24 protein-coding genes are annotated in these 24,476 nt (G+C 29.4%); 22 read left to right on the forward strand and 2 right to left on the reverse strand.

Features of this window, described 5'->3' with window-relative positions:
• Positions 1-143 precede the first annotated feature (143 nt).
• The 14 genes from ACWW38_RS14130 (at position 144) to ACWW38_RS14195 (ending at position 11,914) form a co-directional block, all read left to right on the forward strand.
• On the forward strand, positions 144-671 hold the full coding sequence (locus ACWW38_RS14130) for a DUF2179 domain-containing protein (RefSeq protein ID WP_456258166.1): 528 nt from the start codon (positions 144-146) through the stop codon (positions 669-671).
• A 161-nt stretch (positions 672-832) separates the two neighbouring features.
• Positions 833-1,111, forward strand: coding sequence for a DUF3784 domain-containing protein (locus ACWW38_RS14135; RefSeq protein ID WP_456258167.1), 279 nt, complete (start codon positions 833-835; stop codon positions 1,109-1,111).
• Between the two features lie 138 nt (positions 1,112-1,249).
• Positions 1,250-1,414, forward strand: coding sequence for a hypothetical protein (locus ACWW38_RS14140; RefSeq protein ID WP_456258168.1), 165 nt, complete (start codon positions 1,250-1,252; stop codon positions 1,412-1,414).
• Positions 1,415-1,416: 2 nt separating this feature from the next.
• Complete coding sequence (locus tag ACWW38_RS14145) at positions 1,417-1,989, forward strand: zeta toxin family protein (RefSeq protein ID WP_456258169.1); 573 nt, start codon at positions 1,417-1,419, stop codon at positions 1,987-1,989.
• Between the two features lie 216 nt (positions 1,990-2,205).
• A complete protein-coding gene (gene tlp / locus ACWW38_RS14150) occupies positions 2,206-2,433 on the forward strand; it encodes a small acid-soluble spore protein Tlp (RefSeq protein ID WP_456258170.1) in 228 nt (75 codons plus the stop codon).
• A 208-nt stretch (positions 2,434-2,641) separates the two neighbouring features.
• The gene (locus ACWW38_RS14155; RefSeq protein ID WP_456258171.1) at positions 2,642-3,538 is read left to right on the forward strand and encodes a DNA-3-methyladenine glycosylase family protein; all 897 of its coding nucleotides are present in this window, start codon (positions 2,642-2,644) and stop codon (positions 3,536-3,538) included.
• 264 nt (positions 3,539-3,802) lie between these two features.
• The gene (locus tag ACWW38_RS14160; RefSeq protein ID WP_456258172.1) at positions 3,803-4,561 is read left to right on the forward strand and encodes a DeoR/GlpR family DNA-binding transcription regulator; all 759 of its coding nucleotides are present in this window, start codon (positions 3,803-3,805) and stop codon (positions 4,559-4,561) included.
• 19 nt (positions 4,562-4,580) lie between these two features.
• Positions 4,581-5,906: a four-carbon acid sugar kinase family protein gene (locus tag ACWW38_RS14165; protein WP_456258173.1), complete on the forward strand. Its 1,326-nt coding sequence runs from the start codon at positions 4,581-4,583 to the stop codon at positions 5,904-5,906.
• Between the two features lie 14 nt (positions 5,907-5,920).
• Positions 5,921-6,922, forward strand: coding sequence for a 4-hydroxythreonine-4-phosphate dehydrogenase PdxA (pdxA, locus tag ACWW38_RS14170; RefSeq protein WP_456258174.1), 1,002 nt, complete (start codon positions 5,921-5,923; stop codon positions 6,920-6,922).
• 184 nt (positions 6,923-7,106) lie between these two features.
• Positions 7,107-8,495, forward strand: a complete 1,389-nt coding sequence (locus tag ACWW38_RS14175; RefSeq protein WP_456258175.1) for a GntP family permease — start codon at positions 7,107-7,109, stop codon at positions 8,493-8,495.
• Between the two features lie 179 nt (positions 8,496-8,674).
• Positions 8,675-8,872 carry a DUF2179 domain-containing protein gene (locus tag ACWW38_RS14180; RefSeq protein ID WP_456258176.1) on the forward strand — a complete coding sequence of 66 codons (198 nt, stop codon included), beginning with the start codon at positions 8,675-8,677 and terminating at the stop codon, positions 8,870-8,872.
• 255 nt (positions 8,873-9,127) lie between these two features.
• Positions 9,128-9,397 carry a hypothetical protein gene (locus tag ACWW38_RS14185; protein ID WP_456258177.1) on the forward strand — a complete coding sequence of 90 codons (270 nt, stop codon included), beginning with the start codon at positions 9,128-9,130 and terminating at the stop codon, positions 9,395-9,397.
• A 137-nt stretch (positions 9,398-9,534) separates the two neighbouring features.
• On the forward strand, positions 9,535-10,254 hold the full coding sequence (locus tag ACWW38_RS14190) for a nitroreductase family protein (RefSeq protein WP_456258178.1): 720 nt from the start codon (positions 9,535-9,537) through the stop codon (positions 10,252-10,254).
• A gap of 169 nt (positions 10,255-10,423) precedes the next feature.
• On the forward strand, positions 10,424-11,914 hold the full coding sequence (locus tag ACWW38_RS14195) for a phytoene desaturase family protein (protein ID WP_456258179.1): 1,491 nt from the start codon (positions 10,424-10,426) through the stop codon (positions 11,912-11,914).
• A 55-nt stretch (positions 11,915-11,969) separates the two neighbouring features.
• Here the strand turns inward: ACWW38_RS14195 and ACWW38_RS14200 are convergent, their stop codons facing one another.
• Positions 11,970-12,077 carry a MetS family NSS transporter small subunit gene (locus tag ACWW38_RS14200; RefSeq protein WP_456258180.1) on the reverse strand — a complete coding sequence of 36 codons (108 nt, stop codon included), beginning with the start codon at positions 12,075-12,077 and terminating at the stop codon, positions 11,970-11,972.
• Complete coding sequence (locus ACWW38_RS14205) at positions 12,078-13,580, reverse strand: sodium-dependent transporter (protein WP_456258181.1); 1,503 nt, start codon at positions 13,578-13,580, stop codon at positions 12,078-12,080. It lies immediately after the preceding gene.
• A gap of 700 nt (positions 13,581-14,280) precedes the next feature.
• Here ACWW38_RS14205 and ACWW38_RS14210 point away from each other — a divergent pair.
• The 8 genes from ACWW38_RS14210 (at position 14,281) to ACWW38_RS14245 (ending at position 24,464) form a co-directional block, all read left to right on the forward strand.
• A complete protein-coding gene (locus tag ACWW38_RS14210) occupies positions 14,281-14,403 on the forward strand; it encodes a hypothetical protein (RefSeq protein WP_456258182.1) in 123 nt (40 codons plus the stop codon).
• A gap of 83 nt (positions 14,404-14,486) precedes the next feature.
• The gene (locus tag ACWW38_RS14215; protein ID WP_456258183.1) at positions 14,487-17,078 is read left to right on the forward strand and encodes a polysaccharide deacetylase family protein; all 2,592 of its coding nucleotides are present in this window, start codon (positions 14,487-14,489) and stop codon (positions 17,076-17,078) included.
• A 101-nt stretch (positions 17,079-17,179) separates the two neighbouring features.
• Positions 17,180-19,066, forward strand: a complete 1,887-nt coding sequence (locus tag ACWW38_RS14220; protein WP_456258184.1) for a glycosyltransferase — start codon at positions 17,180-17,182, stop codon at positions 19,064-19,066.
• The gene (locus ACWW38_RS14225; RefSeq protein ID WP_456258185.1) at positions 19,056-20,741 is read left to right on the forward strand and encodes a glycoside hydrolase; all 1,686 of its coding nucleotides are present in this window, start codon (positions 19,056-19,058) and stop codon (positions 20,739-20,741) included. The genes ACWW38_RS14220 and ACWW38_RS14225 overlap by 11 nt, the downstream gene beginning before the upstream one ends.
• Positions 20,742-20,756: 15 nt before the next feature.
• Positions 20,757-21,821 carry a glycosyl hydrolase family 18 protein gene (locus tag ACWW38_RS14230; protein WP_456258186.1) on the forward strand — a complete coding sequence of 355 codons (1,065 nt, stop codon included), beginning with the start codon at positions 20,757-20,759 and terminating at the stop codon, positions 21,819-21,821.
• Between the two features lie 234 nt (positions 21,822-22,055).
• A complete protein-coding gene (locus ACWW38_RS14235) occupies positions 22,056-22,619 on the forward strand; it encodes a hypothetical protein (RefSeq protein ID WP_456258187.1) in 564 nt (187 codons plus the stop codon).
• 5 nt (positions 22,620-22,624) lie between these two features.
• Positions 22,625-23,644, forward strand: a complete 1,020-nt coding sequence (locus tag ACWW38_RS14240; protein ID WP_456258188.1) for a glycoside hydrolase family 5 protein — start codon at positions 22,625-22,627, stop codon at positions 23,642-23,644.
• A 154-nt stretch (positions 23,645-23,798) separates the two neighbouring features.
• Positions 23,799-24,464, forward strand: coding sequence for a response regulator transcription factor (locus ACWW38_RS14245; RefSeq protein WP_456258189.1), 666 nt, complete (start codon positions 23,799-23,801; stop codon positions 24,462-24,464).
• The last annotated feature ends 12 nt before the right edge of the window (positions 24,465-24,476 follow it).

A 24,476-nucleotide genomic window follows, 5' to 3' on the forward strand; every position in this document is an offset into this window, starting at 1 on the left:
ATCTAAAAGTAAGATATAGTATAATAATTAATTAAATAGAGCTGCTGACTATAAGGTGAAATATGAAAAATAGTACTATAATGGAGTTTTAACTGTAAGTATGCTATCATTAATAATGCAGATTAAAATAAAGGAGTACTGACATGCGGGAGATTATTTTAATTTTATTATTGCAGTTGATTTATGTGCCCATATTTACTCTTAGAACAATATTTCTTGTTAAAAACATGACACTGGCAGCATCTTTTCTTGGATTTATGGAATCGTTAATATATGTATTTGGCCTGTCTCTTGTATTTAGTGGAAAAAAGGGACCAGCAGCAATGCTTGTGTATGCAGTTGGATTTGGTGTTGGTATACTGATTGGAGGAGCAATTGAGAACAAGCTTGCAATTGGATACAACAATATTATGGTGAATCTGATAAGAAAAAACCAGGAGCTTATTAACCACCTAAGGGAGGAAGGTTTCGGTGTAACTGTATACGAAGGAGAAGGTAGAGACAGTAAGCGATACCGCCTAGATATTCTTACAAAGAGGAGTCGAGAAGAGGAACTGCTACAAATAATCGAAGAATATGAACCTAAAGCATTTATTATTTCTTATGAAGCAAGAAGATTTAAAGGTGGATTCATGGTGAATACTATGAAAAAATTAAAAGATAAGAAATAATAATGAAATTATAAAATGGAGAGATATCTAGAAATTATCTCCTTTAATTTTTTAAAAAATAATAAGCGAGTTTAAGGTATAGTGCTAAACTAGACTATACCCTTTCCGTTTCTAATACTAATAATTTAACTAAATTAGCAAGTAAAGGAGATATTGAGTTTATGGAATTTATTGTTTCAGGTTGTGTAGCACTCTTATTTTTTATACTAGCTTATCTCATTTGGGGAAAGAAAAAGTTATTTTTTATTGCGGGCTATGAAGAAGGTGGGATAAAAGATAAAGATAAGTTAGCTAGATATATGGGAATCTTCCTTATTATTTTTGGTATTTCAATATTTTTCCTTCCTTTTGTTAATGGAAAATATAAATTATTTTATAGCCTTGCAACTATTCCATATATAATAGGATTTATTGTATTTGTGAATATAAAAGTTAAGTAGTTTAGACATAATTGATGTAGCTTTTATTGATATTTGCTCAAAAATTAAACCTGAAATTTTAAATAGAAGTTATGTTTATTATTTAAATTTATTGGTATATAATATTATATAAATACTTAGAGTTAGGAGGTATTAGATATGGAAAATAAAAAGGATAAATTATATGATATATTTTTGAATTATTCATATAGTGAATTAAAGAATTTATTTAAGAGCGCAAAGACAAAAGAAGAACAAGATTTTTATATGGCCTTATCTAATATAGTTTTGCAAAGAGAACAAGCAAAGGTAATAGGTAAATAATTATGCCAACATATACAATATTTGCAGGGGTTAATGGAGCAGGCAAAACATCGATTTATAAGTCAATTTATTATAATGAAAAGAAGTATGAGAAAAGAATAAATACTGATGAAATGGTAGCTCGCATTGGTTCGTGGCAGGATAGTAATCTTCAAATAAAATGTGCAAGGGAAGCTGTGAAACTTATAAAAAGTTATATTTCACAAGGAGTATCTTTTAACCAAGAAACTACTTTATCAGGTAAAAGTATAATTAAAAATATAAAGATGGCAAAAGAAAAAAACTTTTATGTTGTAATGAATTATATAGGTGTAGAAAGTGTTGAAATTGCAAAGGAAAGAGTAAGAATAAGGGTAAGTAAAGGTGGACATGGTATACCAAGTGAGGCTATTGAAAGAAGATATTTTGATTCAATAAATAACTTAAATGATATTATTGAAATTTGCGATGAAATAAATATATATGATAATACAGAAATGCTCAAAGAGATAATAAATTTTAAAGATGGTAAACTTATTTGGAAGGATAAAAATATGCCAAGGTGGGCAAAAAATATTTTAAATATTAATAAATAAGCCAATGATAATAAAGATATCATTGGCTTATGCTAATTTAAAAAAAATCATATGGTTAATTATTGTATAAGACCGCATTTATTTAAGTAATTATTTTTTATAACATTATTCTTCAGCTATTATTACAAAAGTATAGAAAACATATTTCTAGCAATAATAAAAAAGAAGTGTTTGTCTATTAAAACTATATTTTTTATATTAAAGGAGATATGATCTATGAAAAACAAACCAGATGATAGAAGAGATAATGTAGATAGAATTCAATATAATATCAATAAAACTATCGAAAACTGTGAGCTTGCAGAGGAAATGATTGCAGAAACAAGTGATGAAAAAATGAAGAAAACATTAACTGAGAAGAATACAAGGAGAAAAGAAGCTCTCAATGGCATGAGAAGAGAGATTGAAGATGAAGCAAGAGATAAGAAAAATGGATACAAGTAAAGGAAGTTTAAAACATGTAACATAATATTTGTTAGCGAAAAGTAGAATTGTAGAAAATTATAATTCTACTTTTTAATTTTAAATTATTAAAGATATATATAGATATTTTTAGTGATGTTTTGCTATATATTCACATTTTCATGGTAGAATATATTCACAAGTACAAATTTTGGTGTTAACATGATGCCACTAAAAAAGGAGATATTTCATGACTAAGGATTATATAGAAATTGACGTATCTAAAGATTTCAGTTTTCAGCAGTGTATGGTGTATTTAAATAGATCTGATATAGAATGTCTTCATAAAATTAAAGATGGAGAATTTTATAAGTTGCTTAAATTTCAAGATGTTAAGTTAGTGATTAAAATATCTATGGGAATTAATAAATTAAGAGTAACATTTATGGACAAAGTACCGCCGGAATGGGTTAAAAAGCAGGTGGCTAAGTTTGTTTGGGATATGTTTGATCTAGAAACTGATTTGACAAGCTTTTATAAATTAGCCGAAAATGATTCGATTCTTGCGATTTTAATTGATAAATACAAAGGGCTTAGAATTGTAAAAATTAATGATATCTTCGAAGCAATATGCTGGGCTATTATTGGACAACAGATAAATCTAAAGTTTGCATATACCTTAAAAAAGAGGCTGGTGGAGGTTTATGGAGAAAAAGTAATATATGAAAATGAGGAATACTTCTTATTTCCAACTCCACAGGTTATTTCTAAACTTCAGGTTGAAGATTTGAAACAGCTACAATTTACTACGAGAAAAGCTGAGTATATAATCGGCATTTCAAAGCTTTTTAATGACGGAATAATTAATAAAGAAGAATTAGCTTTGGAGAAAGATTATGAAAAATTGAAGAAGAGATTAGTATCAATTAGAGGAGTAGGAAATTGGACAGCAGATTATGTAATTATGAAATGCTTTAATATAAATGAAGCTTTTCCTATAGCTGATGTTGGTATCCATAATTCGTTAAAAAGTATTTTAGGGTTGGATAAAAAACCAACAATAGATGAGATAGAAAATTTATCATCAAACTGGAGAGGCTGGAAAGCTTATGCTGCATTCTACTTATGGAGGCATTTATATGACTAGAAAATGTCAAGGGGCTGGTACTAACATTTTTTAGTTCTTGCTCGTAAAATTAAAGAGGTTATTAATAAAAAAGACATTTAATGGCAAAGCTTCCTTAAGTGTCTTTTTATTTTCTTTTATAATTGTTAAAAAAATATCATTATTGTTAAAAAATTATCTTTTCTGTGCGTATTGACAAAAAATAATACAAAATATATTATATAAGTAACAGTAAAGAACAAAAACGAAACAAAACGAACACAAATATGTGATTGAGGTGATAACTTGATACCAGCAGAAAGAGAAAACTATATAGTTGAAAAGTTAAATAAAAATGGAAGCGTAAAAGTAGAAGAAATAGCTAATGAGCTGGGCATAAGTCTTATGACGGTAAGAAGAGATTTAGGCAGGTTAGAAGAAAAAGGATTGCTATATAGAAGTCACGGAGGAGCTGTGTTAAGGTCTCTTTATCCATTAGAACAAGCTTATGATTTAAAAAAGATTAGTAATATTGAAGCCAAAGAAAAAATAGCTATTGCGGCTTTAGACAAAATAAAAGATGGAGATACTATATTTCTTGATGCGGGGACCACTACATTTGAGCTATCAAGACTTCTAAAAAATAAAACTGATATCACAGTTATAACTAATGATTTAAAGATTGCTTTAGAGTTATACCAAAATCGTATAAAGGTATTTATTGTAGGAGGAAAGATACAAGAAGACATAGGATGCACCTTAGGTCCAACAGCAGAAGAATTTATAGAAAGTATAAGAGTCAATATAGCTTTTGTGGGAACTTCTAGTATAACTAGTGACTGGTATCTATCCACTCCGAGCTTTGAAAAATCATCTTTAAAGAAAAAAATTATAAATAGTTCATCATATTCAGTACTTATTGCTGATAGCAGTAAGTTTAATAAAGAATCTTTTGTAAAAGTGGCATCTATTAAAGAATTAAATGCAATTATTACAGATAAAATTTTTAATGAAGCTGAGATAAATGATTTAAATAAATTTGACGTAGAAATAATAAAATTATGATATGCAAGGGGGAAAATAGATGATAAATTATGTAGTTATTGCTGATGATCTCACTGGTGCAAATGCTACTGGAGCTTTATTAAAAAAACTTTCCTTAAAACCAGTTACACTTACAGATTTTGCAATGAAAGCTTCTTTAAATAATTCAAAATATGATACTATTCTTTATTCTACAGACAGCAGGGGAATGTCAAAAGAGGAAGCCTATAAAGAAGTTTTTGAAGCAGCTGAAAAGCTGAAAAGTGAAGATGTGAAGGCCTATAGCAAAAGAATAGATACAACTCTAAGGGGAAATTTAGGAGCAGAAATTGATGCTATTCTAGAAGGATTAGGAGAGGAACGTATAGCAGCTATAGTTCCAGTTTTTCCAGATGTAAATAGAATTGCTGTTGGAGGATACCTTTTAATAGATGGAGTTCCACTTCAAGAAACAGATGCAGCTAGAGACAGTAAAAGACCTATAAATACATCGGTAATTGAAGAGTTAGTAAAAAAACAAACTAAATATGAAGCGGCAACTATAAATTTAGATATAGTTAAAAGTGGAATTGATGAGATAAAAAATAAGATTTTAGAATTGCATAATAACTGCAAACGTTTAATTATATTTGATGCTATAAGCAACAATGATTTAGAAGTTATAGCTAAAGCCTTAATAGAAACAAAATTAAAATTTGTATCTGTGGATCCAGGTCCATTTACAGCAGCTGTTGCAAAGGAATTTAACAATAAGCAGGAAAAATCCTTAGATGATATGTCTAAAGAAAAAAAAGTGTTAATGGCAATAGGCAGCATAACTAATACTACAAAAGTACAATTAGAAAAAATAGTTACTGATTTTAATGTATTTAAGGTAGATATAATTGTTAAAAGATTGATAGAAAGTGATGATGAAAGAGAGTGTGAAATCAACAGAGTTACTGAGGCTGTATTAGAGGGCAAAGATAAAGCTAACATACTATGTGTAGCTGTAAATTCCGTTAACCCTGAAAACAGAATAGATTTAGATGTTATAGCAAGTATTAGGAATACCACAAAGGAAAATTTATCATTAAGGATAAACGAATCTATTGCGGAAATTAGCAATAGAATAATAAGAAACATACCAGATATAGGCGGAATATTTAGCAGTGGCGGAGATATAAGTGTAGAAGTATGTAAGAAATTTAATTCAGCAGGATTAGAGTTAATTGGCGAAGTAATTCCGCTAGCAGCCTATGGAAGTCTTATTGGAGGAGAGTTCCCGGAGTTAAAGATTGTAAGTAAGGGTGGAATAGTTGGGAACGAAGAAGGTATGAAAATATGTGTTCAATATTTATTAGATAGAATTAATAGCCAAAATTAAGGGAGGAATATATTATGACAGCAAGACCATTAATAGGTATACCTATAGGAGATCCAGCAGGTATTGGACCTGAAATTGTTGTAAAGTCTTTAATAGAAAAAAAGATATTTGAAGAGTGTAGACCTATTTTAATTGGAGACAAGGATGTAATAAAACAAGCTTTAGATTTTTGTGGATTAGATTTAGATATAAATATAGTTAATAGTGCAGAGGAAGGAAAATACACTTTAGGAACTATAGATTTAATAGATTTAGATAATGTAAATATAAGTGAGCTAAAAATGGGAAAAGTTCAAGCTTTAGGGGGAAAAGCAGCCTTTGAATATATTAAAAAGTCAGTAGAAATGGCTATGTCAAAAGAAGTTGATGCTATTGCTACAACACCAATAAATAAAGAATCTCTTAGAGCAGCAAATATAAATTATATTGGACATACTGAAATACTTGCAGATTTAACTGGAACAAAAGATCCATTAACAATGTTTGAAGTAAGGGGAATGAGAGTTTTCTTCTTAACAAGACATGTGTCACTTAGAAAAGCTTGTGATTTAGTTACAAAAGAAAAAGTTCTAGACTATATAGTTAGATGTACAGAAGCTCTTGAAAGATTAGGAGTAAAAGATGGAACTATGGCAGTTGCAGGTTTAAACCCTCACAGTGGAGAACATGGATTGTTTGGTGATGAGGAAATGACAGGAGTTGAGCCTGCAATAGAAGAAGCTAAGAAAATGGGATATAAAGTAGTAGGACCAATAGGAGCAGATTCAGTATTCCACTTAGCACTTCAAGGAAGATTTAATTCAGTTTTATCACTATACCATGATCAAGGTCATATAGCTACTAAGACATTAGACTTTGAAAGAACTATAGCTATAACAAATGGAATGCCAATTTTAAGAACTTCAGTTGACCATGGAACTGCTTTTGATATTGCAGGAACAGGTAAGGCAAGCAGTGTAAGCATGGTAGAAGCTATCCTTTTAGCAGCTAAGTACTCACCAAATTTTCAAAGATAGGATCAAAGATAGGATAAAGAGAGTACCTCCTATTTATTAGGAGGTACTTAAGATAAATATATACTGATTAAGTACAAAAGAAAAAGGAGGAGTGGGAGTAGAAGTAAGGCTCATAGAACTATTTAAGTAAACGATTAGCATGAGTGATGAAGTGGTTTTAAACTAAATTAAGGGGGAAAGGTAAATGGAAAATACAGTAGTAGGAAGCCAAATGATAATTGGACTGCTTATTGGTATTACAATATTGGTATTTTTAATTCTTAAGACAAAGATACACACATTTTTAGCACTAATAATATCTGCAGCGGTTACTGGTATTGTAGGCGGAATGCCTTCAAGCAAAGTATTAGATTCAATAACTCAAGGCTTCGGTGGAACTTTGGGAAGTATAGGTATAATAATTGGTTTTGGCGTAATGATGGGACAGATCTTTGAGGTTTCAGGAGCAGCTGAAAGAATGGCAAAAACCTTTATAAGAGTTCTTGGAAAAAAACGTGAAGAACTTGCTCTTGCAATAACAGGATTTTTAGTATCTATTCCAATATTTTGTGATTCAGGTTTTATAATTTTAGCACCACTTGCAAAAGCTATATCTAGGAAAACTAAAAAATCAGTAGTAGGATTAGGAGCTGCACTTGGTCTTGGACTTGTTATCACTCACAGTCTAGTACCTCCTACACCAGGTCCAGTTGGGGTTGCTGGTATTTTTGGAGTAAGCGTTGGAACATTTATTCTATGGGGAATTGTTTTAGCTATACCAATGATGCTAGTTGGATTAATATATGCTAAACGTGTTGGTAGGGAGATATATCAAATACCAGGTGAAGAAGAAGATACCTGGTTAAGGCCAGAATATCAAGAACCAGTTTATGGGTTTGAGATGGAAAAAGAGGATAAAAACTTACCATCTACAGCTATGGCATTTGCACCTATAATAATTCCTATAATTTTAATTTTAATAAATACAATATTATCAGCACTTATTAAACAAAAGTCAATAGATCCAAATACAGTAACTAACGTATTTGTATTCTTAGGAACACCAATAATAGCTGTTGGATTAGGATTAATAGTGGCTATTTATGGACTAGCAGGAAAAATGAATAGACAAGATGTTATAAATGAAATGGAAAAAGGAATAAAATCAGCAGGTATTATAATATTAGTTACAGGTGGTGGCGGAGCACTAGGAATGGTACTTCGTAATAGTGGAACAGGAGATTATATTGCTAAATTAATTGTTGCATCTCACGTGCCAGCTATACTATTACCATTTATAATAGCATCTCTTGTTCGTCTAGTACAAGGAAGTGGTACAGTAGCTATGATTACGGCTGCTTCAATTACAGCACCTATAATTACATCATTAAATGTAAATCCAGTGTTTGCAGCACTAGGAGCTTGTATGGGATCATTATTATTCTCTTACTTTAATGATAGCTTTTTCTGGGTAGTTAACCGTTCACTTGGTATAAAAGATGGTAAAGAGCAGATGAAGGTTTGGTCTGTTACAACAACTATTGCTTGGGCAGTAGGTCTTGTAGAGCTATTAATAGTTAATGCTGTATTTTAATATGGCAAAGTAAATAAGAACAGGAAGGATATAATTTTATCCTTCCTGTTCTTACTTATTTCTTGTGGATAAGATTAACTTGACAAATGAAAAAATAATAAATTTAATTAAATATTAAAAAGTTCAAATATGTATTTGGCCTGTCTCTTGTATTTAGCGGAAAAAAGGGACCAGCAGCAATGCTTGTGTATGAAGGAGAAGGTCGAGACAGTAAGCGATACCGTCTAGATATTCTTACAAAGAGGAGTCGAGAAGAGGAACTGCTACAAATAATTGAAGAATATGAACCTAAAGCATTTATTATTTCTTATGAAGCAAGAAGATTTAAAGGTGGATTCATGGTGAATACTATGAAAAAATTAAAAGATAAGAAATAATAATGAAATTATAATATGAAAAGCAAACTAGATGATAGAAGAGATAATGTAGATAGAATTCAATTCACATAATGTTTAGAAATAAAAAGTAGAATTGTAGAAAATTATAATTCTACTTTTTAATTTTAAATTATTAAAGAGATATATAGATATTTTTAGTGATGTTTTGCTATATATTCACATTTTCATGGTAGAATATATCTACAAGTACAAATTTTAGTGTTAACATGATGCCACTAAAAAAGGAGATATTTCATGACTAAGGGTTATATAGAAATTGACGTACCTAAAGATTTCAGTTTTCAGCAGTGCATGGTATATTTAAATAGATCTGATATAGAATGTCTTCATAAAATTAAAGATGGAGAATTTTATAAGTTGCTTAAATTTCAAGATGTTAAGTTAGTGATTAAAATATCTATGGGAATTAATAAATTAAGAGTAACATTTATGGACAAAGTACCGCCGGAATGGGTTAAAAAGCAGGTGGCTAAGTTTGTTTGTGAAAGGATTATGAAAAATTGAATAAGAGATTAGTATCCATAATTCGTTAAAAAGTATTTTAGGGTTGGATAAAAAACCAATTTAAGTAAGTTGCTATTAATTTATCTCCAAATGAAGTAAAATATATAATACTATAAAGCAATGTAGGTGGGTAATTTATGAATTTATATAACTATATATTTAAAAGAAAATCTACACGAAAATATGATATGACACCGCTGCAAGAGGAACAGCTTGCGGAAATCAAAAACTTTGCAGATAACTTAAAGCCTCTTTATAAGGATATCAAGGTAGAATATTTTATTGCAAATGCTACAGATGTAAGAAATATTTTACCTGTAAAAGCACCACATTATTTTATTATCTCAAGTGAAAAAAAAGATGGATATCTTACTAATGTTGGCTTTATGTTTCAGCAGATGGACTTGTATTTGTCAAGTAAAGGCTTAGGGTCATGTTGGCTTGGAATGGCAAAGCCTAATAAAAAAATTAACACTAAGCTAGAATTTGTAATTATTCTTGCCTTTGGTAAGGCCATAAATAGTCCATATCGTGAACTTTCAGAGTTTAAAAGAAAATCCCTGTCTGAAATTTCAATGGGAATAGATGAACGATTGGAAGTAGCAAGACTTTCACCATCTGCAACCAATAGTCAAAACTGGTTTTTCGTTGCAGATAATGGAAAGATTCATGCATATCAAAAACGATTGAATCTAGTGCAAGCACTTATATATGATAAAATGAACAAGATAGATATGGGCATTGCAGTTTGTCATTTGTATATTGCAACAGAATATCATGGAAAGAATTTTATTTTTGAAAAAGAAGAAGATCCTAAAGAGATAAAAGGATACATTTATATAGGAACTGTGGGATAAATATAATAAAAGACTACTATTCAACAGTGCAGATATTATTGAGGAGAGTGTAAAATGTTTTATTCCCTCCGCTCCTTCGCATCTTAAATATTTTTCATATATGATGGATAAGTTTTACCATAAAGCTAAAAATACTCATAATAGGATTAATAAAAGGAGTAGAATTACATTGGATAAAACAGCAATAATTATAGGTGCAGGGGTAGGTGGGCTAGCTACTGCAGTAAGATTACTGAGCAAAGGCTATAAAGTTACTATTTATGAAAAAGAAAAGTCAGTTGGAGGAAAGGTAAATTTTATTGAAACAGAGAATTTTAAATTTGATTTAACTGCGTCTATTTTGATGACTCCAGAAATATACAAGGAGATTTTCCAGTACGCAGGCAGAAATTATAAAGATTACTTAAAATTTATAAAAATTGATCCAATTTATAGAGTATATTATTCTGATGGGAGTAACTTTGATCTTTTTAGTGATACTTCAAGGCTTACTGAAAGTTTAGAAAAAATATCAAAGGAAGATTCTATAGGTTACTATAAATTTCTTTCGCATGTTTATGAAAAGTACATTATTGCTGATAAATATTTTCTTCAACGGACTTATAGAAAACCTATAGATTTCTTTAATCCTGTTTCCATAGAAAAGATATTTAAAATAAATTCCTTTTCTACTGCGTATAACTATATTTCAAAATACATAAAGGACCAAAAAGTTCGAAATTTAATAGCTTTTCAATCATTGTACGTAGGTATTTCTCCATTTGAAGGACCTAATATTTATACTCTTGTACCTACTATAAATCAACTTTACGGACTTTGGTATCTTCAAGGAGGAATGTACTCTTTCATAGAAGCATTGGAAAAACTAATATATGAGTTGGGAGGAACTATTAGTAAAAATACTTTTATAGAAGAAATTTTAATTGAGGATAATAAGGCTGTAGGGGTTAAGAGTACCTTGGGAATAGACAAAGGGGATATTGTTATCTGTAATGCAGACTTTCCTTATGCAATTAAAGAATTAGTTAAAGATAAGAGGAATAAGGGAAAATATACAGATAAAAAACTTTCTAAAATGAAATATTCTTGTTCTACATTCATAATGTACCTTGGTTTAAGAAAAAAATATCCTGAACTTTCAGTTCATAATATCTATGTTGGACAGAATTTTAAAGAAAATATAGATTCAGCTTTTTTAGGCAAGCTTCCTGAAAATCCTTCTTTATATATCTATTGTCCAAGTAGAATTGATCATGCTATGGCAAAAGGCAATACAGAATCTTTAAATGTTACGGTTCGTGTGCCTAACATGTTATTTAACAATATTAATTGGAATGATAATACTATAAATCTTTTAAGAGAAAAAATATTTAATGAGCTTTCCAATATAAAAGGTTTAGAAGACTTAGAAAAAAACATAATATATGAAAGCTACCTTACACCTAAAGACTTGTCAACTAGGTTTAACTCTTATGGTGGAACAGCTTTCGGTCTTAGTCCTACTATTACACAAACTAATTATTTTAGACCCCATATAAAGTCAGATACAATTGATAACCTTTATTTTGTAGGAAGTTCTGTTCACCCTGGCACAGGAGTGTCTATAGTATTGCTTTCTAGTAAGCTTGCTGTTGAAGAAATATTAAAGGATTTTTCTTAAGCAAAATCACCTCTGGGGGCAATGCCGTTGCCGTTGTCCCCAGTGGCACTTGTGATTAATTTGATTTTTTTTCTTTTTTTATTGCAATTGTGAGAGTACATAATAGTCCTCCCCAAAGAACTGTTGCTCCTATAATAAAAAATAGTATTGCACTATATGACATTTAGATCGCCTCCTCTTGTTCAGAGTTAATATCTTCTTTCCAAGATGTTTTACTAATTATTATTGCTAATGTAATACCAAATAAAATTATACTCCATCCATATGTTAATAAGCTTGATAATTCATAATCCCCATAAGGTGAACGTATTTCTGTAATAATACTATTAACTAACATATAAGTTAATATAGTTGGTGTAATATATTTGATAATTATATCCCACCATTTACCTATTTTATAATAGGAAACTGAATTTGTATGATTACGTATTGTTTTTGCTTTAATTATCCAACCTACCAATATAGATTCTAATAATCCTACAACTACTATTCCGTAATTGTTTATAAAATTATCCATAATATCTAATAAATAAAGTCCTGCATTTGTTGCAAATATTGAGCTTATACAAAGCCCAATTAAAGACATAATAGACACTACTTTTTTACGATCCCATCCTGTTTTATCAATTATAGAAGAAGAAATAGCTTCTACCAAAGATACGGAAGATGTTAATCCAGCGAATAGTAGACAAGAGAAAAATAAAACACCTAGAATATTTCCCCAAAATCCCATAATTGAAAATACCTTTGGGAAAACTATAAAGGCAAGTCCTATACCACTAGATACAACTTCATCAATACCTACTCCTTGATTATTTGCCATAAATCCAATTATTGCAAATACTCCAATAGCAGATAAAAATTCAAAACCACAATTTGCAAAGGCGGTTATGAAGGCACTATTATTTATATCTGTTTTTTCAGATAAATAACTTGCATAAGTCATCATTATACCTGTAGCTATACTTAGTGAAAAAAATACTTGTCCGTAGGCTGCAATCCAAACTTTAGGATCTTTTACTTTTGACCATTCCGGTGTAAATAATTTGTTTAAGCCTACCGATGAGCCTTCTAAAGATATTCCTTTTATAACTATAATTATCATAATTATTAGTAGTGTTGGTAATACGATCTTGTTTAGTTTTTCTATTCCATATTTTATTCCTTTATAACATATTATCCAATTAATAATCCAAACTAGAATTATACTTATCAGTACTGGCATTACTATACCGCCAAAATCAAAAGGTGATGTTGATAAATTTAAGAAATCATTGAAAAAATATTTATTGGTATCAGTGCCCCAGCCTTTTTTGAAGCTTAGTGTTAAATATTTTATAGCCCAGCTTAAAATCATTGAATAATAACATAGAATTATACTTGAACTAATTATTGGCCACCATCCAAGCCATTCCCATTTTTTATTTGATCTTGCAATTGTAAGAGGGGTAGATCCTCTATATTTGTGTCCCATTCCGTATTCAAGAATTAATAAAGGTATTCCTGCTGTAAATATAGCAAAAAAGTAGGGTATTAAAAAAGCACCACCACCATTGGAATAAGCTACATATGGGAATCGCCATATGTTTCCTAATCCTATTGCAGAACCAACTGCTGCAAGGATAAAACCCATTTTAGTTCCCCATTGTTCACGAGATTTTTTCATTTGTTTCAGCCCCTTTAATATATTTTTTTATAAAATAAAAAAGCCTAGTAGTTTATTATATTATCTACGAGGCTTCAATATATTTAATCATAAATATTATATTAGCTATCATAGATACAATACGCATTTGTTTAAGCGATTGTATTTATGATAGTATTTTTGTCTATCTATATACAATCGCTAAATTAAGTTAGCTAATAATAAGAGGGAATTATTTAATTTTGATATTGGTGTATTAATTTTAAAATTCATAATATATCCTCCTAATTATAATTTTAGTCTGTTTAGAAATTGTGCAAACATTGATTAACCTAACTTTTAAGGATTTAGGCTTTTATTTTCGTTAACTTATTGTAATATTATTTCTACAAAAGTAACATTACAATAATTAATTTAGGAAACTATAATTTGTGTAATGGTATCACATATATATAATATTGTCAAATATGAATAATTTCTAAATAGGCTCTTTAGGAGTGATTATGATTTAAAATATTACCATTCCAATAGAATTTTTATAATATAAAAGTTAATCTATCAGGTGTAAATAAATTATAAATGCAATGCGTTTTTCTAGCAAATAAAGTTTTACATTGAGAGGAAAACAGGGAAAATGATTTGGTATTTGATGAGTGGATAAAGATGGGTGATCCAGAGAATATGACACAACAGGAATTAAACTATAAAAAATATAGAAGGTATGCTGAAAATTGAAAAAATTAATTTAAATTTGCCAATATTGAAAGGAGCTATAGAAAGAAATCTTAAAATATCTGTTGCAACCATAGAACATACAGGAAGTGAGGGGAGTTTGAAAATATAAAATTATAATTAAAGAGCTCAAAATAATTTCAAAAATATAGTATAATAATTAAATAAATGGAGTTACAGGTTGTGAGGTGAAATATGAAAAAAAAGTATACTATCATTGTTGGTGTAATTTTATTAGTAAGTATTTTTATAGGTATCTTTATTTATAGAAATTATGATATAGATAATAGCACAGGAGAGCTAACTATAAATAAGAAAAGTAGTTATGATGCATCAAAGGAAATTAGTGAAGCATTAAACTCATTGGATAGTAGTAAAAAGGCAGATGTAATAACTAATGTTAATACATCATCAAATATGGTAACTTTGTCTTTTGAAGGGCTTGGTAATAAAGATACTATGAATAAAATAATAGATCTATTAGATACTTATGGTATAAAGGCAACCTTTTTCGTCCCTGGGATTAAAGCAGCAGAAGATCCCAGCATAATAAAAATGATAAAAAAAAGTGGACATGATATAGGAAATGGTACTCTTTCTGGAACTAAAAACATGGAAAAGTTGTCTAAAGAAGAGTTGGTTACTGATTTTTGTAATACTAACAAGATTTTAAAATCTATAACAGGTAAAGTTCCTGATCTATTAAAATGCAATTCTACAACCTATAATGATAGTGTTTTAACAACGGCTTATGCATCTGGAAATAAGTATGTTGTTAATAGTAATCATTATTTAAGTTATCAGAGTTTTAAAAATTATGATGAAGCCTATTGGTATATGAAGAATTTGCAAAATGGAACCATAGTTTCTATTAAATTAGAGGGTGTTTTAGATAGTTTTGAATATGGACAGCGAAGGGCTGAAGAAAAACCTGCAATAGATAAGAAAGCCGGAATAGATGAATCTAAAAGCAAGGATAAAGAAGAAGTAACAATTGTAGAAATAGTAGAATGGTTACTAAAATCAATGGATGAACAAAAAAAGATGGCTGTTAAGGTAGCTGATCTGCCAAGTATTAAAAAATATAATGAATTATACAATAGTAAGAATATATTAAATAAGATATACAAGCAAAATAATAAATTGAAAAATAATAAATCAGAAGGTAATAAACCAGGAAATATTAAATCAGAAAATAATGAAGTGAAAAATGACATAGATTTAATTAACTTTAAAGAATTAATAGACAAAAATAATAAGAAACTTGCCCCTGTTATCTCACAATTTTACACAACTCAGAAGTCTTTAGCATATACATTTAGAGGTCTAAGTAATGAAGCTAGTCTAGATAAAACATTGGAGATGCTTGGAAAACTTAATGCCAAGGGAACATTTTTTGTGACAAAGGATGAAATACTGAAGTATCCAGATAGAATAAATAAAATATTAAAAGCAGGACACGAAATTGGAAATGGAGGAATAACAGCTAGTTCCACTTTATTAAATAAATCAACAGAGGAAATATGTAGAGAAATATATGAAGTGGACAAGTTATTAAAAGAAAGTGGAATAAATACTAACGCATATATGGCCGGATATGGGTACTCAGATAGGGAAATTCAAGAAGCTGTGTCGGCAATGACTAATATTCCTTCTTTTAAAAACTATGAGTTATTTACCTGTTCTAAGGCACCTATTATTCATAGATATAAAAATATGAGTGCTGAAGAGATTGTGCATGATTATTTCAATATAAATTCATATGTATCCCTTAGAAAGGGAGAGATAGTTTATTTTAGATTAGATTCAGATTTATTTAAAAGTGATGATATTATTGCCAATATAGTTGAGTTATTAACTAAAAATTATGTTCAAAATGGTTATGTTAATAGATATAATGAAAAATCACAATCCTATGATTTAGCTGAAAAGCCATTAGGATATTCAGTAGTAACATTGTGTAACTTACAAAATACAATTGAAGCACCATCACAACTGGGCAGATACAATATTATAAATAACTGGACCCATATGAAGAAAAGAACCTATGAAGATGCACTAGGAATGATGAAAACTAATTATATAGGTAATAAATATGTAGATTTAAGTGACTTTAGTGATGATGAAAAATTATCTATTGATAAGGATGGAACCATTGATACAAATGGTGAAAATGTTATATTCTTTACCTTTGATGACTGGGGAGGAGATCCAATAGTTAATGAAATACTAGATGTGTTAAATAAGCATAAAGTAAAGGCAGGATTTTTTGTAATATCAAAATATACAGATGTTAACAGTGGTATATCAAATATTAATCCAAACCTACTTAGAACTATCGCTTTAAATGGTCATGATATAGGAAGTCATAACTATAACCATGAACTTTTAGAAGCAAGCAGAGAAGAGCTTGAAGTTTCTCTAATTAAATCTTATGATGTTATGTCTAATGTAATAGGTGATTTACATTCATTGAGACCATATTTTAGACCGCCTACCTTGCTTTTAAGAAAAGAAGGACTAGCTGCTGTATTTGAGAGTGGATATAAATATACTATTAGTGGAAATATTACAACTCATGACTATGAAAGGTCTTCTGCGCAAGAAATTGCTGATTATATAAAAGAAGAACTAGTTAAAGGCAAGGGAAATGTAGTGGTAATGCATATGAATGACCAAAGCTATTACACTGCAGAGGCTTTAGACATATTCTTAACTAACAATGAAAAAGGATTGTATGGAGAAAAATATAAAGTTGCAAAACTAAGTGATTATCTAGAAAAATAATGTTAGGCATATGAGAATAAATAAAAAGTCAAAATAGACTAGCGTGATGACCTGTTATTTATTTGAATGTGCCTTAATATGTCAAATAAGGAGTTTAAAGAATGAGGGTTGAATACAAGAAATTAAAAAAGAAGCAAGGTAAAACCCATGATATTCTTTTAAATCCCCGTGTAGATAGAAGACTGCTAGCAAATGTACCTGATAAAGAAGCTATAAGAAATAGTGTTGATCGTAGAGGTAAAAAGGTATTAGAGGACTATAAGGGAGATCCTAATGCATTTATAGAAAGTAAAAAAGCTGGAATAAGATATATAATGCAAGCTGACATTAAAGTAGTATGTAAAAATCAAAGTAGCAATATCACATTTAGCGTTAAATCTGTAGATATTTCTACAACGGGAATTTTATTAGAATTAAAAGATAAAGAACAATTAAATATAATTGGCAATGCTAAAAGCATTAAATTAGACTTCAAAATATTGCCTGGTTCTATGCCAGAAGGATATGAAATGAGTGTAAAGATTAAAGGGAAAAAGGTTCGAAATTCTATTACAGAAGATGGAAAAATATTGTGTGGAATAGAATTTATTGAGACTTTATCAGAATACTCCAATAGAAAAAAGGATAGGTATGTATTAGCTGCATCTAGTTTATTATTATTATTTATAAGTGCTTTCATTTTATTAATGCGTGCAGAGAGTATAATATACTTTAAATTTAATAAGTGGATATACCTATATAGTATTATTGCAGCTGTATTTCTATTAAGTAGATATTTATTTGGTGTTTTGTACAAGCCTATGCCAATAGATGTAGATTATACACCAGGTGTAACTATTATTATTCCTTGTTTTAATGAAGCGGAGTGGATAGAAAGGACAATCTTAAGTTGTATCAACCAAGATTATCCTATTGATAATTTGGAAATTATAGTTGTGGATGATTGTTCTAATGATAATTCTGTAGATAAAATTAAGGAAACCATAAATAAGTTAAATAATGAAGCGGAAAGATTTGATGCTCCAAATAGGGTGAAGTATTTTGTTCAAGAAAAGAACCTAGGAAAGAGAGAAGCACTATCCAGGGGAGTATTAAATGCAAAGCACGATTTAGTAGTATTTGTTGATTCAGATAGCTTTTTAGATCCCTTTGCAATAAGAAATTTAGTACAACCTTTTAAAGATCCTAAAATGGGTGGAGTATCAGGCAGAACGGATGTTGCCAATACTTATACAAATACTTTAACCAAAATGCAGTCTGTTAGATACTATATTGCTTTTAGAATTATGAAAGCTGCAGAAGCTTATTTTGATGCAGTTACATGCCTGTCAGGACCACTATCCTGCTACAGAAAGCAAATAATTATGGATAATATGGATGAATGGATAAATCAAAAATTTTTAGGGCAAAAGGCAACCTTTGGGGACGATAGAGCTATGACTAATTTTGTATTAAATGGACATAGAACCAGCTATCAAGATACGGCAATTTGTTCTACAATTGTACCTAATAAGTATAAGGTATTTCTTAAGCAGCAAATGAGATGGAAACGGTCATGGCTCAGAGAATCGATTATCGCAGGAAAGTTTATGTGGAAAAAGGAACCTTTTATGGCTGCCTTCTTTTATATGGGAGTATTCGTTCCCATTGCTGCACCTGTAATAGTTTGCTATAACCTAGTTTATATACCAATTGTACACAAAATATTTCCAACTACATTTCTTGTTGGACTGCTAATGATGGCGTTAATGATGAGTTTTGCTCAAATGCTTTTTAGGAAAAGCACAACTTGGATTTTTGGAATGGTATTTTGTATTTTTTATGAAGCAGTATTGCTTTGGCAGATGCCTATAGCTTGGGTAACATTTTGGAAATCCACATGGGGCACAAGAATGACCCCAAGTGATATAGCAGCCCAAAGAAAAAAAGAGCAAAGGAAAGCTTCCAGTATATTAAGAAAAAGGGTAGAGAATAATTATGAAAGATAAAAATTTTTCTCCTGAAAAAAAAGATAGAATTAAGAGAATAAGGGGCACATTTCAAGGAATAACTTTATTTATAATATTAGTACTTATTATAAAAGCACTGTTCACTTTTTCAGTATACAAACCATATAGCTCTCAAGAGGTTTCTAAAGATAGGAATAGTGGATTTGTTGCAGTATCATATTTTGGTGTGGATAGAACTGGTGATGATACACTAATAAGTACTGAAACATTAGAAAAGCATATTAAAGCGTTAAAAGATAACGGTTATATAACTATTACTCAGCAAGATATATTAGATTATTATATAAAAGGGAAGACGTTACCGGAAAAGGCGTTATTTTTATTATTTGAGGATGGAAGAAGAGACACAGCAATATTTTCTCAAAAAATTCTAGAAGAGTATAATTATAAAGCTACAATGCTGACTTATGCAGACAAATTTGCAAAAAAAGATCCAAAGTTTTTAATGCCTAAGGATTTACTAAAATTAAAAGATAGCTCTTATTGGGAATTAGGGACTAATGGATATAGGTTAGAATATATAAATGTTTTTGATAAAAACTCAAATTATTTAGGAACATTGAATTCAGTTCAGTTTTCAGAGGCAGCTTCTAAGATTAATAGAGAATACAATCATTATTTGATGGATTATATTAGAGATGAACATGGTATTCCTATGGAAACTTATGAAGAGATGAAAGAGCGCATTAGTAATGACTACGAAAGTTTATCAAAAATATATAATGAAGAGGTTGGATCTATGCCATCTGCATATGCACTAATGCATTCGAATACAGGTAAGTTTGGCACAAATGATAAAGCTAGCGAAGTAAATGGTAAATGGATTAAAGAGTTATTTAGCATGAACTTTAATAGAGAGGGACATTCATTAAATTTATCAAATAGTTCTATTTATGATTTAACTAGGATTCAGCCACAGGCATACTGGTCAACTAATCATTTGTTGATGAGAATTTGGGATGATACTAAAAAGAATATTGAATTTGTTTCAGGAGATAAAGAAAAGGAGAGCAAGTTCAAAGAAATAAAAGGGCAAGCAGAGTTTATAGATGATAAAATTGTATTAACATCATTACCAAAGGATAGAGGGCTTATTAAGTTGTTAAATAGTGAAAGGTACAAGGATATTAAAATATCAACCACATTAATGGGGAATGTTATAGGTTCTCAATCTATATACTTAAAGTCTAATGAAGATGGAAGCAATAGTATATGTGTTCAACTTATTAATAATATAGTTAATATTATTAAATTTTCAAATGGAAATAAAAATATAATATATTCCTTAGATTTAAATGATAAGAATAAGGATAAAAAGATTGATATAAAGGAACCTGGAAGTAAAAAAGTTGATATAACATTAGTTGATAAAAAACTTACTTTAGACATTGATGAAAAGAAAATAGTAGAAGGTTTAAAAGTAAATAATGAAAATGGAGGAAGTATTTTTCTTGAGTCTGCATGGGGAGAATATGGATATAGTCAAAGAAATATTGCAGATGATGTATATGATGGAGTTTTTAAAAGCTTTAAAGTAACTGATATAAATAATGAAGTACTATATGATGCTTCGTTAAAAGGAGTAAAGGCTGTAACTTATAAGATTAAAAATTCTTTCAATAAACTTGTGAATTGGTTTATTAAAAACCTATAGTTTAAGAGGTGTCAAATGAAGAATAATGTGAGAAAAAACTTGATTTCTACTGGATTGATAATTTTAATATTATCAATAGTAACATTCACATATATAAATGTTACTTCAAAAGAGGGTAATTTTACAAATAAAGATAATAATGCAAACCTAAATGAAGAAACGAAACAGGCATTTGGAGAAGATATAAATAATCTATCAGCTTGGGTTGTATACTGGGATTTAAATTCTGATAGTGAAATTAAAACTTTAGGCAAGAAATTAAAAAATATTTCTTACTTTGCTGCTAATTTTAACTCCAATAATGAATTAGTGATGCCAGAAAAATTAACTAATTACTATAATGAAACAAAGAGTTATGATTACAATAAATATATAACTATTGTTAATGATAAAATAAATAATGATGGAAGTTCTTCATTAAAAGATGTAAATCTGTTAAAAGAGCTATTAAGTGATTCAGATTCAAGAAGTAGTCATATTAAAGATATTATAAATTTAGCAGTTAAATATGGCTTTGAGGGTATAGAAATTGATTATGAACAAATAAAAAATGATATAAAATTGTGGGATAACTATATATTATTTATAAATGAACTATACCAGAAAGCAGAAAAAGAAGGGTTAAGACTAAGAATTGTATTAGAGCCTAATACGCCTTTTAATAAGCTAAGTTTTAATGAAGGCCCTACATATGTAATGATGTGCTACAATTTACATGGAGCTTTTAGTGAACCAGGAGAAAAGGCAAATCCTAAATTTATTAAGGGTTTAATAGAAAAGATGGATAAAGTTCCAGGAAAAAAAGAGTTTGCAATTGCTACTGGAGGGTTTAACTGGGCATCTAATGGAAAGGCTACCTCTCTTTCAGAAACTGAGGCTGACCATATATCGAAAGAGTATAGCACTAAAGTAGAACGTGACAATGAAAGCCAGTGTTTGTTTTTTAATTATAAAGATGAAAATAATATAGAACATCAGATATGGTATGCTGATGTTATTACCTTAAAGTCTTGGATGAAGGTCATAATAGAGAATGGATACGATATTAGCATCTGGAGACTAGGCGGAAATTTATTCTGAAATGATGTGGTTTCACAAGTATATTCAGGAGAATAAGCATAAAAAGGGTCATTGCAGAGTCGTAGCTCTGTAATGACCCTTTTTATTTATATACTTATTTAATGCAATTTATAATGTGGTGATTTTTTTGTCGTTATGTATATAAGTAATTCACATAATTTCACATAATTATTTAATATTTTTACCATAAAAATTATCTATAATTAAACTATACAAAACAGAGAGGTGATTATTTTGAAGAAAACAAAAAAAATTATATCAATTTTAATTACACTATCATTAGCTGTAGGTGCATCTACAATTGCTCTTGCAGAAGGAAATGATGCAACAACTGCAACTCAAGTTACAACAAGTACTAAAAATGAAAAACTTACACTAGAACAAAAACAGGCAAAAGATGCCTACTTAAAAGTACATCTTAATGATAAAAATCAACTTCTATTACTTAGACAACAAACAAAAGATGCTATGGAAGCTAATAAGGCAGTTTATAAACAAATAAAAGACAAAATTAGAGAAAAAACTAAACTAAATACAAAAGAAAAAGGTGCAAATAAAGAGTTAAAAAATAATGTTAAAGATCAGCTTAAGCAGGTTAAAGCAATGCAAGAAACTATAAAAACTCAGCAACAAGAAAAGAAACAATTATGGAATACCTATAAGGAGAATATTAAAAATAAGGATTATACAGCAGCAGAAGCAATTTTTAAAAGTATAATCGAAAAGAAGACTTCTATATTAGAAAATATAAAACAAAAAAGTGCAATACTAAATAAAGTACTTGCTTCATTAAATTAAATAGTATGAAAAAACGATTTGATATTATATTTTCAATTTTTACCGTTATAATAATAGTATATTCAATAGCAACTACAAATTTTGATAAGAAAGTTGTCTCATCAAAAGAGAATATTTTATATTCAGATGAAGCAATTAAGCCTTGGGATTATGTAAAACTTTTAGGGCATGGAATTGATGTAGATTGGTCAAAAAATGCTCAAGGTAGGAAATATTACAATGAACAAACTGTAAAGGACTTTAAAGAGGCAAAGGTTTCTCATGTTCGTATCCGTATTGCAAATGATGCCACAGAAGAGTTATTAAAAGGTTTAGATAAACAAATTAATGATTGCCTTGAAAATAAAATAATACCAGTAATAGCTTATCAAGCAGATGAGTTTAAAAATGAGCCAAATGAAGAAAATATTAAAAAGGTAGTTGAATGGTGGAAGATAGTTGCAGAAAGATACAAAAGTTATTCTCACTTATTAGCATTTGACTTGTTAATTGAGGCTACAGATGCTCTAAATAAGCAACCTGAAAAACTTAATGAGCTTTACGAAAAAGTTGTTACAGAAATCAGAAGTACTAATAAGACTAGAATAATTATGATTTCTCCACGTCTTAGATCTGATGCTGATTATTTAAATGAACTAAAAATCCCATCAAACCATAATGGTTACTTAATTGCAGAGTGGCATTTTTATGCGGCTGGTCCAAGCAAAACAAACGAAAGGAAGCTATGGTTAACTGGAAGTGAAAAAGAAAAGAAAATGATTACTGATAAAGTTGATAGTGCATTAGAATGGCAAAATAAAACAAAAATTCCTACATGGGTAGGTGCTTGGATGCCTAGTAATTATAATGATGGTGATGACTATTCTATTAACGAGCAAGTTGAATTTTCAAAATATATGGTTCAACAACTTGATAAAGCAGGAATACCATTTGCTGTTAATTCTGATACGAAATTTTATAACCGAGAATCTAATACATGGATAGAAAGAATGCAACCAATTTTCCAAGTAATATTTTATAAATAGATTAATAGAGTAAATATGTTCTAGCTAATAATTTAATTATGTTAATATATAGAATACCCCTTGATTTTAAATAGGGGTATATTTTTACTTATTTATTAAGGATTTTATTGATATAATTATATAAGACATAGTCAGAGGAGAGGGATATAAGGATATGGGCTACAAAATATATTTAGTAGAAGATGAAGAAAACTTAAACGATATATTAAAATCTTACCTTGAAAAAGAAGGATTTCAAGTTACCTCTTTTTTAAATGGAGAATCAGCTAGAAGTAATATAGAGAATAAACCTGATTTATGGGTACTAGATATTATGCTTCCGGACATAGATGGATTTCAGTTGTTAAAAGAAATAAAAGACAAGGACAAGAATATTCCTATTATTTTTATATCTGCAAGAGACAAAGATATAGATAGGATTATTGGTCTTGAAATGGGTAGCGATGATTATATTGCAAAACCTTTCATGCCTAGAGAACTTGTTATTAGAGTACAAAAACTTTTAAAAAGGGTGTATAACAGCAATATAGATAATAAAACCTTAACCATAGAAGGGTATACTATAGATGTAGAAAAGAGAATAGTAAAGTACAATGATAAAGAGTTATCTATGACTTCTAAAGAATTTGACCTTTTGGTACTTTTTATAAATAAAAAAGGTGGAGCAGTTACAAGATATGAAATACTTAACGATTTATGGGGAGATGATTACTTTGGAAGTGATAGAGTAGTTGACGATCTTGTTAGAAGACTAAGAAAAAAGATGCCTGAATTGAAGTTAGAAACCATATATGGACACGGTTATAGGTTATCCCTTTAGAAAGGATGTATT

It is taken from the genome of Clostridium sp. JNZ J1-5, from assembly GCF_053901425.1.